Annotated in this window: 7 protein-coding genes; 3 read left to right on the top strand and 4 right to left on the bottom strand. The window is 63.0% G+C overall.

Going from position 1 to position 12,515, the window contains the following annotated elements; all coding sequences use genetic code 11:
- Positions 1-101: 101 nt before the first annotated feature.
- Positions 102-3,500: a tetratricopeptide repeat protein gene (locus AC1AV0_RS01430; protein ID WP_476570711.1), complete on the bottom strand. Its 3,399-nt coding sequence runs from the start codon at positions 3,498-3,500 to the stop codon at positions 102-104.
- A 161-nt stretch (positions 3,501-3,661) separates the two neighbouring features.
- Here AC1AV0_RS01430 and AC1AV0_RS01435 point away from each other — a divergent pair, with 161 nt between their 5' ends.
- From AC1AV0_RS01435 to AC1AV0_RS01445, 3 genes are all read left to right on the top strand, one after another.
- On the top strand, positions 3,662-5,863 hold the full coding sequence (locus AC1AV0_RS01435; protein ID WP_476570926.1) for a hypothetical protein: 2,202 nt from the start codon (positions 3,662-3,664) through the stop codon (positions 5,861-5,863).
- 196 nt (positions 5,864-6,059) lie between these two features.
- Complete coding sequence (locus AC1AV0_RS01440) at positions 6,060-7,724, top strand: aryl-sulfate sulfotransferase (protein ID WP_476570712.1); 1,665 nt, start codon at positions 6,060-6,062, stop codon at positions 7,722-7,724.
- A 59-nt stretch (positions 7,725-7,783) separates the two neighbouring features.
- Positions 7,784-8,608 (top strand): ATP-binding cassette domain-containing protein, encoded by an 825-nt coding sequence (locus AC1AV0_RS01445; protein ID WP_476570713.1) that lies wholly within the window; start codon positions 7,784-7,786, stop codon positions 8,606-8,608.
- Positions 8,609-8,753: 145 nt separating this feature from the next.
- On the opposite strand, the gene AC1AV0_RS01450 is transcribed toward AC1AV0_RS01445, so the two are convergent.
- The 3 genes from AC1AV0_RS01450 to AC1AV0_RS01460 all read right to left on the bottom strand — a co-directional run bounded on the left by AC1AV0_RS01450 (position 8,754) and on the right by AC1AV0_RS01460 (position 12,477).
- Positions 8,754-10,010 (bottom strand): pyridoxal phosphate-dependent aminotransferase, encoded by a 1,257-nt coding sequence (locus AC1AV0_RS01450; protein WP_476570928.1) that lies wholly within the window; start codon positions 10,008-10,010, stop codon positions 8,754-8,756.
- A 298-nt stretch (positions 10,011-10,308) separates the two neighbouring features.
- The gene (gene ppgK / locus AC1AV0_RS01455) at positions 10,309-11,076 is read right to left on the bottom strand and encodes a polyphosphate--glucose phosphotransferase (protein WP_476570930.1); all 768 of its coding nucleotides are present in this window, start codon (positions 11,074-11,076) and stop codon (positions 10,309-10,311) included.
- Positions 11,077-11,460: 384 nt separating this feature from the next.
- Complete coding sequence (locus tag AC1AV0_RS01460; protein ID WP_476570714.1) at positions 11,461-12,477, bottom strand: glycosyltransferase family 2 protein; 1,017 nt, start codon at positions 12,475-12,477, stop codon at positions 11,461-11,463.
- Positions 12,478-12,515: the final 38 nt, after the last annotated feature.

Consider the following 12,515-nt stretch of genomic DNA (forward strand, 5'->3'; position numbering starts at 1 on the left):
TTCATACGTTCACTTCCGGTTATTGTACTGACCGACGCGCACGCCCGACTCGCCCTGAGGCACACAGGAGGCGCGTGGGAAGCGCGACGTCACAACTGGATTCAGGCGCTGAGCGAGCGGAGGAACTGCGCCTGGACCACGTCGATGTTGTCGCCTTCGCCGTCGTTCATACGCGCCGCCGCGACCGAAAGCGTGCGGGCGGGCACGAACATGCCTTCATCCACGCATACACGCGCCGCGTCGCGCACGATCGAAGCGACTTCGGTGTGCGGCCAGACGGGCAGGTCGCGCGATTCGAGCAGCGCGATCGCATCGGATACGGATTCGGGCACGCGCACGCATTGCGAATCCGCGCGCGCCACCAACTCCTGCAATTCGGTTTCCAGCGCGCCGATCTGACCGGGGCTGATGTGCTCGCTCATGATGTAGGCGGCCACGGCGGTGTCGAAACGATCCTGCATCCACTCGGAGTAGGCGAAGCGGTAGTAGGCGAACGCCGCGTCAGAACGGTCCAACGCCACACGCAAGGCGTTGAGACAGGCCGCACGGGCGGAATTCCAGTCCTCGCTGCGGGCCAGTTGGATGGCCAGACGCAGATGCGTCAACGGATACGCGGGCGCGAAGGCGACCATGCGGTTGAGATGCGGCAGGGAGGCCTTCGGTCCTTTGAGCTGGGCGAGGATGTCGCCTAACTCCATATGCGCGTAGAACAGGTTGTCGGGAATCAGCACCGTATGCTCGCCCGACGTGGCGAACAGGCGGTTGTAGACCACACGCTCTGCATATGAGTTGAAGTATCGGGGCATGCCGGGGTTGGCGTCGATGATCGCGTCGAGCCGCCCCAACGCCTCTTCGATGATGGCGACCGCCTGTTCGGTCTGCCCGGAGAACAGCAGGTCGCGCGCACGCACGCGTTCCTTGTCCAAATCATCGGCCATCGTGAACTCGATGTCGGGGGTGTCCTTGCCGTCGATAAGCGCGCTGGTGACGCGCGGCGCCAGTTCGGTCAGTTCCGGATCGGAGATTTTCTCGACCACACGCATCGCCTGCTGCGCTTTGGACACCGCATCCAGCGACTGGTCCGCCGCGATGCTATGGAAGTCGCCGACGGCGCGCTGCAGCAGGTCCTCGCGTTGGATGGACAGACCCGAGCTGTCCGCGGTGCCGAGCACACGGGCCACCGCCGGGGAGAAGTCCTCTTGGACGAGTTCCGGCTCCTCCTGCGATCCCAACGGGGAGAAGCGCGCGTCACGCAGGTCGAATCCGGCGTTCACGGGCCGCAATCCGCCCTGCTCGTCCACGTCCATGACGGCGTCGAACATGCGGTACGTCTCGTTCGGATGCTCCAGCCCATCCTCGGCGAGACGCGCGAGGAACTCCTCCCTGGTGAAGGTCACGGAGACCATATTGCGCACGGTGGGGTTGCGGCGCAGCACGCTCATCGGATCCTCAAGGCTGCCGGAGCCGCTGCGCGCCACCTCGTCGAAATCGTCGTCAAGGTCATCGTCGAAATCGTCATCGAAGTCATCGTCGTAGTCATCGTCGAAATCGTCGCGATCCCCGGCGAAGTCGGTTGAGGCGAAGGTCATGGCATCGATGTCGATGTCGCGCATGAGGTCCTCGAAGCGCGAGTCCACGCTCTGCCTGTCCAGATCGGCGGAAGCTGATGACGCCGTGGTTTCGGCCGTCTCTTCGGCCTGCGCCATTTCTGAGACCGTGTCCAACGAATCGGAGGTGATTGAGGCGCGCGGCTCGTCGCGGGTGATGGGGCGCGTGGGATCGCCATGCATGTCGCCGTCCTTCGGATCGGCTTTGGTGCGGGCACGGCCCACGTCGCCGTTGCGCAAATGCTCGAAGGCGCTCAACGCTTCGCTCATCAGCCGTTCGATGGCCGAATCCTGCTCGGCGACGGCCTCCTCCAAACCGATGGAGTCGATATGCAGCGACACCTGCTCCACCTGCGGGTCGACCCCGAAGCTGAGCGCGGCCATGATCAGGCCGACGCGCAGATTGTAGGCGGCGCTCATCGCGGCGCGGTCGGCGTCGTTCAGCGCGCGCCACGTATGGCGTTTCTCGTCATATCGGCTGTCGGGCATCATGGAAGTGCCGGCGGAGGTGAAGCCGATCGCCACATTATGCTGGGCGAGATTGGCGCGGAACTCCACATCGAAGCGGTACGGCAGACGCAACCGCCGCAGCAAGGACGACAACGCCTGTCGGCTCACCCATTCGGAGGGCCGTCGTTCGCCGCCGATGGGGTCGGGATGCGCCTTCCTCATCTCTTCGGCGGTGCGTCCGGCCAGCCCCACCAACCGGGTCACATCGCCGTCGCCGTAGGGTTTGAGGGCGATGATGGCGGGATTCTCCAGCAGACGCATGTCGATCTGCGCGGCTTCGGCGCGCGTCACCGTGTCTTCGGTGGGATTGAGGCCTTGCGCCGCGTTGTTCTCCAGCCAGGCGCTCACCGCGGCGAAACGGTTGAGATTGCCTTCGATTTTCAGGGATTTCAACGCGGAGCCGAACGGCAGCGACTTATCCCAGGCGAAGAAGTAGCTTCCCGAATAGCTGGAGGTGTACAGGTGCAGCGGCTCCGCGCCATGCACCGCCTCCAGTCCGTCCAGGGAATCCATCGCGCCGGCTTCGCGCATCAGATCGGCGAAATGGTCCTCCAATCCGGAGGCGCGCAGGCCGTGGGCGCGCGCCTCAAGCGTGTCGCGCACCGAACGACGGATCGCACCGATCGGCGCCTCACGGTTGAGTCTGCGGAAGATGTTGCCCGAACCGAATCCCACCAGCAGGCCGTTCATCTGCGGCAGCAGATAGCAGGCGAAGAACGCGATGGCGATGGCGTCGCGGTATTCGAGATTCTGGCGCATTTCGGCGGGCAGGTCGGCGCGGCTCTGCTCCAACGTGTAGCGTTTGCCGTTCTTCAACCATGCGGCCAGCCATGTCATTCGGCCGGTGTCGTCGCGGCCGACCACCCCGCCGGTCACCACGCGCGTCGGCTCAGCGAGGTCACGCCGGCCCAGACGCGCGCCGTCGGCGAGCACGGGATCCTGCTCCTTGCCGAACATGAAGCGCGGCTCGAGCGGCTGCGTGTCCATCTGCGGGTCGGTGCCGGCGAACACGCGCCCGCGGTGGTCGGCGAACGCGATCTGCGCGAAATGGTTCCGGTCGGGGAACACGCCCAGGCTGAACCCGCGGCCGTTGGTCCGCGGCACCTGCGCCCACCCGAGGGTCAGTCCCTCGGGCACGTTCTGCAAGTCGGGAAACAGACGCCGCTTCACCATCGGATTGAGCACGATGGCGTGTTTGGTCAGCTGGGCGATCAGCCCGTCGGGCGATTCGCTGGATTCACGCAGCGCGTCGCCGAAAGGGTTGGCCGATGGCGGCTCGCTCGGGCCCGTCAGGGAGCCGGCGAGCGCACCCACCGAATGCAGCAGGTCACGTATGCCGCGGCCCTCCCCCCGTGCATGGGTGTTCGGTGTTCGTTGAGGCATGGTTCACATTCTCTCCTGTTTCCCCGACATGAAGCCGTTAGAATAATGGGGTGTTGTTATGGAATCGTCATCCTCGCGCCGGTGGGGCCGAGCGCGTGCGCGTGTCCCGCCGCCGCAGACCGTCCCGCGCGGCCAAGCGTCGCATCGCCGTCGCCGCGCTGATGCTGGCGGCGGTGCTGCTGGTGGAATGCGCGGTGTTCAATCTGCCGTTCTGGCGTTCGTTGGGCGCGAGCACCGACACGAACGCCGCGTACAACACGCTGGGACCGGGCCTCACACGTGATGAGGACGGACTGCTGACCGTCACCGATCCTACGCAGGCGTATCTGCGTTTGACCGCGGACGGCACCTCCGATTATCTGCGCATCGATCCGGTGTCGGATGAGGTTCTGAAGCAGTCGTTGCAACGCTTGCAGGAGAGCGACGACGAGGAGGAGGCGGTTCCCCGCACAAGCATGCGTGTGCGGGTCGATGTGGCGGGCGAGTCTGGCCGTACGGCGTCGGTGTCGGCGGACGCTCCCCGCAGTCTGATCGTCAAGGCCTCGGGCGCGGGCGATGTGCGCGTGTGGATTCAGGAGGCGAAGGGCACGCGGGTCGCGTTCGAGGCAGCCCGGGCGAATGTGCGCGTGCCATTCGAATTCAACATGCTTCGCGTGGCGGCGATGTTGGCCGTGTTGGCTTTGGTCGCCGCGTGGCGGCCGCGTTCGTGTCTGTGGCGCATTCCGCTTGACCCTTCGCGCTTGTCGCAGCGCGTCGGGTTCGCCGCTCTGATGGCGGTTCCCGCCGTGTTCACCGCCGTGTCGGTGGGCATGCAGGTCGCCTACTCCTCGCCGTTGACGTTCCATACTGCCGGCAATTACACGTATGATTTCGACCAGTACGCGCATGTGGCCGATTCGCTGATCGCAGGCCGCCCGTGGTTGGATCTGGATGTGCCGGACGCGCTCGCGTCGGCGAGCAACCCGTACGACGTCACGCAGCGCGAGGAGCTGCTGGCGCAGGGCGTGAGCCCGATTTACTGGGATTACGCCTTCTATGAGGGGCATTGGTATTCGTATTTCGGCGTGCTGCCCGCGGCGCTGCTGTTCGTGCCGTTCCGCCTGATCACCGGCAGTATGCTGCCGACCGCCGCCGCCGAACAGCTGTTGGCGTTCACGTTCATCCTGTGCGCCACGCTGCTGGTGATCCGTCTGATCCGCCGCATCGCCCCGCACACCTCGCTGGCGGCCGCCTCCATGATGGTGACGATGGTGCTGCTCGGCGCACAGACCGGATATCTGCTGTTCCGCACGAATTTCTATCAGGTGCCGTTCGTCGCTTCGCTGACGCTCACCTGTTTGGGATTGTGGTTCTGGCTTGGCGCGGACACCGACAAACGGCCGCTGCATCCCGCCAACCGTTGGCGGGCGGGTGACGCCAAACCGTTGTCGTTGCCGCGTCTGGCGGCCGGCGCGTTGTGCATCGCGGCGAATTTCGGCTGCCGCCCCACATTCGCGTTGACCGCGTTGCTCGCCTTCCCCCTGTTCTGGCCTCAAATCCGCGCCATGGTCGCCGGTCTGCGCGCCGGAAGCATACGCGTCTCCACGGCGTTGCGCGCCCCCCTTGCGATGGTCATCCCCGCCGTGGTGGTGCTGGTGCCGCTGATGGCGTGGAATATCGTGCGTTTCGGCTCCCCGCTCGATTTCGGCAACGCCTATCAGATCACGGTGGCCGATATGACGCGCTACACCACCCCGTGGGCGGATATGCCGCTGGTGGTCGGCTACTACCTGTTCCTGCCGTTGCGTTTCACCGAGGATTTCCCCTTCCTCGCCGTCTCCCCCGCCCCCATGCCCGAATGGAGCTATTACGAGCCGATGGTGGGCGGATTGTTCTGCCTGTGCCCGCTACTGCTCGCCGCGTTGCTGTTGCCGTTCATGCGCCGGCTTGAATTGCGCGGATACCGCCCATTCCTGCTCACATGCCTTATGTTGGCCGGGGTGCTCGTCATCTTCGATAGTGCCGTCGCCGGTTTGGGATGGCGTTATATGGCCGATTTCGCCTGGCTGGTGGCGTTGGCGGCCCTGCCGGTGGTGCTGCGTGCGGTCAACGGCCGCCAGTCGCGCGCCGCCGACGTGCTGCTCACGGAACCGTCGGTGGTGCCGAATACCGGATTGGGGGCGGCCAATGTGGAGGCCTCCGCCGCGGGTGTGGTGACGCCGGCGCGTTGGCTGGCCCGCGTGCTGGTGATGCTGGCGCTGGTGTGGATGCTGCTGATCGCCATAGTCTCCTGTTTCGTGATCGGCCGCAGCGACGCGTTGATCAACAACAACGCGGGCCTGTTCCACGAGGTGCAGTCCTGGTTCTCTTTGTTGATGGACTAAGCGGCTTGCACCAGCTGCGGGACTTCCGACAGCAGTCTGGTTCTCCCTACTGATGGGCCAATCCCCTTTCCACGGACCAATCACCTTTTCAGCGTTTTTTGAGCGGGCGAGTGAGTTTTCCCAAGACAACGGTCATACCGTGGATTCGACTCGTCCCGTCCGCCCCACCTCAGATAAAAGAAAGCGCACCATCCCCATGAGTTCCACGCATGGCATCAGTCGTAAACGCGTCCTCACCTGGACCACCGCCGTGGTCACCACGCTTATCGCCGTCAGCATGTGCCTGATCACCCAGTCCGACGTGTCCGAAGCGCTTCAGGAGCGCCGCTTGGACCTGCTGAACGACTATGTGGAAAATATCTACACCGACGACTACCAGCAGGAGGCGGACGAGCGGCTCGCCGAAGCCCGCGCGGACGGCGAGCATACCGTCGACAGCATGCTCATCGAAGAGAACCCCTACGGCACGAACACCACATCGCTGTACGTGTATTTCACCACCGACGAGCCCGCCAGCGTCAGCTACACGATTTCGGCGGAGGGCTACCCGGATTTCACGCGCACGGTCGCGCAGGACGAAACCTACCAGACGGAGCATGAGTTCACCGTCATCGGCCTGATCCCACAGGAGACGAACACCATCGTCTTCACCATCGAAGACGAAAACGGCGAGACGACCACCAGCACCACCACGCGCACGGGAGCGCAACTGCTGGGCAACGAGGAGATGCGGCTCGAGCGGACCGTCACCGCCGACGACGGCACCGACCTGGGCGACGGCCTCTACGCGATCCTCGGCAACGACAGCGACGAGCAGGATTTCATGCTCTACTACGACACCGACGGCGTGCTACGCGGCGAAGTGCCCATCCCCTTCTACCGTTCGCACCGCATCCTTTTCGATGACGAGGGCCTCATGTGGTTCTCCGCGTCCACGCATCTGATGGTCGGCATGAACAATCTCGGCAAACTGGAGAAAATCTACGATCTGGGCGACCAGTTCATTTTGCATCATGACTATGCGCTGGATAGCGACGGCGACATCGTGCTGCTTGCCACCGATCTGACGCGCGAGGACCATACCGTGCAGGACCAGATCGTACGTCTCGACACCGATTCGGGCGAGGTGGATTTGCTGCTCGACCTGGGCGACATGTTCCCCGACTATAAGGAGTCCACCGACCACGCGGGCACTGACGAATCCGATCCGGACGCCACGAACCGTTGGGATTGGATTCATATCAACACCATCCAGCTGCTGCCGGACGGTTCGGCGCTGCTGTCGGCGCGCGAAACCTCCACGATCATCAAGGTCGCCGACATCGAGGGAACGCCGACGCTGGAGTATATGATCGGCGAGGACTCCGTGTGGGACGGCACCACGTATCAGGCGGCGTTCCTCACCAAAGACGGCGACTTCCCCGACACGGGCGGCCAGCATTCCATCACCTACGTGGCCGACGATTCGCTGGACGACGGCCAGTACTACCTGTACATGTTCGACAACAACTTCGGCTACGCGATGACCCGGCCGGACTATGACTGGACCGTAATCGAGGGCATCAACACCGCCTACAGCCCGGCCACCGAAGGCGCGACCTCGCGTTACCGCCGTTATCTGGTCGACGAGACGGCCGGCACCTACACCGAAGTGTCGAGTTTCGACGTGCCGTATTCGGCGTACGTGAGTTCCGCGCAGGAGCTCGACGGAGGGGAGATTCTCATCGATTCGGGCATGCAGGGCCTGTTCGGCGTTTACGGCGAGGACGGCACGCTCAAGGCGCAGTATTCCATGGCGCTGAACACCACATATATTTACCGCGTGTACAGCTACGACTTCTCCGGCTTCTACTTCGCTTGAGGTTCGTCTAAGTTCGATTCGGTTCGCCCAGGTTCGCGCACGCCCTACAATGGGGAGGCATGGGATTGTTCTTCACCGCTCGCGACTTGCCCCGCCCCGCCGCCTTGCGTTTCACGCTCGACGGCGCAGGCCACACCTATGAGGATGGACAGATGGGACTCGAACCCATCTCGCTCACTATCACGGAACGACGCGTCGGAATCATCGGATTGAACGGCTCGGGCAAATCCACGCTTCTGGGCTTGCTGGACGGCTCGCTCGCCGCGACCCGCGGCACGGTGACGATCCAAGGAATCCGCGGTTCCAGCGAGACTTCGGACGACAAGACTTCGACCGATGAAACGTTGGATACTGCCTCCAAACGTGACAGGAAACGTATCGACCAGTTGATCGGCCGCGTGCGCCGCGAGGAGATTCCCAACGCCTTCTACCGGGCGGCTACCATCGGCGACGCCGTGGACGAGGCGTTGAAGAAGCACAAGGTGCCGCAGTCGGAACGTCAGGCGCGTATCGGCAATCTGTTCGCGCATTTCGCGTTGGCCGACGTGTCCCGCCGCCGCGCCGATGAATTGGATTCCGAAAAACGGCATCTGCTGGCCATCGCGGCCGCGTTGAGTTTCGATCCGAGCGCCATCGTCGCCGACGAGCCGAGCAAGGGTTTGGACGAGATCGGCACCAGACATGTGGCCGAGGCGCTGTTCAGCTACGACAAGCAGGTGGTGTTCGCCACGCATGACACGGCGCTGATCACACGCCCCGAATACGCAATCGACCGCACGCTGGTGCTTGACGAAGGCACCATCGCGTTCGACGGCGCGCCGGACGAAGCCGTCGCCTTCTACGACCAGCTCATCCGCGAGAAAGCGGCGGCGTTACGCGCCTAAACCAATCTAGGTTTTCCTCTGTCTTCGACAGGGAAAACGAGTTTGGTGTGTCGGATTTTCCCAACAAGGCCGATTTCGCACACCAAACTTGAGAATCAATCGTTTTACATAAGCGAGGGTTCGAAGCCCGACACACCAAACTTCATTACGCCATTATTTCCCGTGTCATCGCGTTGATAACCGAGAGCATCGAGCGGATCAACCGCTCGAATTCCTGCGCTTCGGGCAGTAGGGAGACGGCGAGGTAGCCATTGGATTCCATATCGAAGAAGTAGCCGGGCTGGCCGGTGATGTGATATTCCTCGATCAGGCGCAGCACCAGCGCGTTTTCGTCGATCACCGACGGCACGCGCACCAGCACATTCCAGCCGCCCTCGGCGCGCAGCACGCTGGCCACACCGCATTCATCCCCGTCAAGCAGCTCATGCAATCGTGCAAGATTGCCTCGCACCCGGTCGCGAACCCGCGCGGTCTGGCCCTCGGCCGCCTCCAGCAGGTCGGGAATGGCCTGCGCGATCAAATCGCTCATGGGCAGATAGTCGTCGGCGATAACGTCCAGTCGCCACTTCGCCTCCGCCACATCACGGTCGGGGCCGGAAACCTGGATCCAGCCGACTTTGGCGTGCGGCGCGGCCAGCATTTTCGAGAATCCGTCCAGCGCGAACGTGAGAGCGCCACGCTCCCCCGCCATACGCGCGTTGCCGTTGAACGGTTCGAGCGTGTAGTCGTAGAACACCTCGTCGGCGATCAGGGCCACGCCATGCGCGGCGCATAGCGCAACCAACCTTTCGCGTTCTTCGGGCTTGACATAGGAGCCGGTGGGATTGTTGGGGTTGATGAGCACCAGCGCGCGCACGCGGGAGCCGGCTTCGGAGTCGAGCAGGGCGGCGAGCTCGCCCGTGTCGATATACCACGAACCGTCATAGCGCAGTTGATAGGCGATGGTGTCCACGCATTCGAGCGCGGCGATGGATTCGATCAGCGGATAGCCGGGCTTGGGTGCGAGCACCGCATCCCCCGGATCGCACAACAGTTTGAACAGCCACGAGTACGCCTGCGATGTGGAGCTGAGCAGATACAGATCGTCCGGATTGACCTCTGTCCCAACGGTGGCACTGTTACGCGCGTCGCCCCCACCATCCAATGAAATTTCGTCGGAAGAATCCTGGCGTCCCGCCATACAGACGGTAAGGAAGGAGGCTAGGGATTCGCGCGCTTTGCGTGGGCCGCGCGGGTCGGCGGTGTATGTTCCCGGAACCAAGGCCGGTGCCAATCCATGCCGTGTGGGATTGGAGTCGTTAAGCCGGTCGAGCGGCATGCCTTCGGCTTTGGCGCGGGCTTCGGCCAAAGCGATCGGATTGGGTTCGCGGATGTCCACGCGGGACGAAAAACGCACGTTCATGCGCCCCACTGTAGCGAAGATGTCCGTCAATCCCATGTCGTCTGCCCATAAGCGACGTCGTGGATTTCGCACTTGGACGAAGGTTGTGCGAAATCGACAACGTTTCATGATTGCGAAACGTCGTGGATTTCGCACACCGTCCGTCGAAGTGCGAAATCTGCGATGTTGCCTCATCTGAGACGATAGTGAATGACATCGTCGATATGTGAGTACGGACCGAATACGACGAATGCCACCCGGATTGGGTGGCATTCGCTTTCGGATTACGTCGTCAGGCGCGTCGCGTCTGACGAGTGGGTCAGGCCTGCTTGGTGCTGGCGTAGTAGGCGGCGCCCACGATGCCCGCCTCGTTGCGCAGCTTGGCCGGCACGATCGGGGTCTTGATATCGATGTACGGCAGGAAGCGGTCGCTCATGCGGCTCACGCCACCGCCGACCACGAACAGGTCGGGGTTGAGGTAGGTTTCCATCAGACCGTAGTACTTGGTCAGACGCTTCGCCCACTTCTTGTAGCCGAGGTCCTTCTGCTCGCGGACCGAGGAGGCGGCGTACTTCTCGGCGTCCAGATGCTTCTCGTCGAGGATGATGTGGCCGAGCTCGCTGTTGGGGATCAGCACGCCGTTGTAGATCAGGGCGGTGCCGATGCCGGTGCCGAGCGTGGTGGCCACGACCAGACCGTCCTGGCCCTGGGCGGCGCCGAACTGCTGTTCGGCCAGACCGGCGGCGTCGGCGTCGTTCACCACGACGACCGGGCGGCCGCATGCCTCGGAGAACACTTCGGTGACATCCACACCAATCCAGGACTGGTCGAGGTTGGCCATGAAGTCAAGCTTCTTGCCGGGCTTGATCGGGGCGGGGAAGGCAATGCCGACGGGCGCGGACTCAGGAACCTCGAAGTGCTCAAGCTGCTGGCGCACGATGGCCGCCACCGCCTGCGGGGTGGAAACCTCCGGGGTGAGGATCTTCAGACGCGGCTCGGCGAATTCGCCCTTCTCCAGGTTGACGGGCGCGGCCTTGATGCCGGAGCCTCCAATATCAACGCCGAAGGCCTGTGCTGTTTCAATCATCATTGACCTCTCTTCAGGGGTGTGGGTGTTATCGAACCGGTAGGGGAATTCTAACTCGCCTCATGCCCAACACGCGGGCGCTGAAGCATAAACGGTGCGAACGATTGCATAACCTGTCATACCGACGCCGCGTCAACGCGTGTCCCAGCACCGCCAACGATACGCATAGGCCAAATCGCACATACCCGACACACGAGTCGAAAACGGTAAAACAATGGTCAGCCCGGCGGGACCGTCGGTGGCATGTCCAACGCGTGGGATGCAAACGAAAGGCGGGATGCCGGACAATCAGACAATCCGCCAATCAGTCAGTCAAGCGTTCGGCCGACTGGCCAATCAATCCGCCAATCAGTCGGTCAATTGGCCTGTCGGCATGGCGGTCGGTCAGCCTTCCAGCGCAGGCATCGGCTTCCATGAGGGATCATGCAGCAGCTTGCGCGAATCCCACCATCCCTGCGCGATCTTCACGATGCCGGTTTTCACATGCTCGCGATCCACCATCACCAGTCGGATCAGCTCCTTGGCGGCGGTGGCGAGCGTGCCCACGCCGAACAGGAAGGGGTGGAAGTCGCCGTGCACCATGAAATAGCGGGCCATATAGCCGCGGTTGCGCATGATGTGGTAGCGGTTCATATCGGAGGTGGAGTTGAGCTGGCGCACACCGGCGATATCCCAGTTGCCGATTTCGCGGGTGCGGCGCAGGATCACGTCCGGCACGACGATCGGGTTGGTCACCTTGCTGGCGCGGTAGCCGTAGATCGTATCGTCCCAGTAGATGAAGAAGCGTGGGTCGGGCAAACCGATGCGCTTGACCACATTGCGGGAGAACAGGCCGCCCTCGAAGCACAGCGTGTTCATCACACGGTAGCCCGCGTGGCCGAACGCGGCCGGCGCGATCGGATTGGGGATGCCCAACGGCACGATGAAGTCGTACTGCCAGTAGAACGGCCCACCGTCGTAGTCGAAGCGCGATCCTTGGATCACCTCGTGACGGTCGGTCCACTTGGCGAGTTTGGCGATGGCGCCAGGCAGCACGGCCACGTCGTCATCCATCACCCAAAACCATTCGGCACCCAGCTCGTAGGCTTTCTTCACACCGGCGGAGAAACCGCCCGCGCCACCGAGATTCTCCGTCTGCGGCGCGTACACCACACGGGATTCGTTGCCGCTTTTATCGGCAACGGTGGCGCCCCACTGGGCGGTGACCTTGTCTGAGAAGTCGTCCACCATGGCGGCCGTCTCATCGGCATGCTCGTTGTCGACGATGACGATGCGCCACGGAGCCTGCTCCAACTCCAGAATCGAGTCGAACAGGGTGCCGAGCAGCTGCTGGCGCTTATACGTGGTGACGATGAGGGCAAGCTTGTCGATGGTCTTCTTGGCTTGAGTCATGCCCTCCATTGTTGCATCCACCATGGGCGAACGGCAACCCGCCGAGA

It is taken from the genome of Bifidobacterium sp. LH_558, from assembly GCF_056356295.1.

What these genes read in the sequence shown, in the direction of transcription:
- AC1AV0_RS01435 (WP_476570926.1), top strand. Translation starts at nt 3,662, where the DNA reads ATGCTGGCGGCGGTGCTGCTGGTGGAATGCGCGGTGTTCAATCTGCCG.
- AC1AV0_RS01440 (WP_476570712.1), top strand. Translation starts at nt 6,060, where the DNA reads ATGAGTTCCACGCATGGCATCAGTCGTAAACGCGTCCTCACCTGGACC.
- AC1AV0_RS01450 (WP_476570928.1), bottom strand. Translation starts at nt 10,010, where the DNA reads ATGAACGTGCGTTTTTCGTCCCGCGTGGACATCCGCGAACCCAATCCG.
- ppgK (WP_476570930.1), bottom strand. Translation starts at nt 11,076, where the DNA reads ATGATTGAAACAGCACAGGCCTTCGGCGTTGATATTGGAGGCTCCGGC.
- AC1AV0_RS01445 (WP_476570713.1), top strand. Translation starts at nt 7,784, where the DNA reads ATGGGATTGTTCTTCACCGCTCGCGACTTGCCCCGCCCCGCCGCCTTG.
- AC1AV0_RS01430 (WP_476570711.1), bottom strand. Translation starts at nt 3,500, where the DNA reads ATGCCTCAACGAACACCGAACACCCATGCACGGGGGGAGGGCCGCGGC.
- AC1AV0_RS01460 (WP_476570714.1), bottom strand. Translation starts at nt 12,477, where the DNA reads ATGGAGGGCATGACTCAAGCCAAGAAGACCATCGACAAGCTTGCCCTC.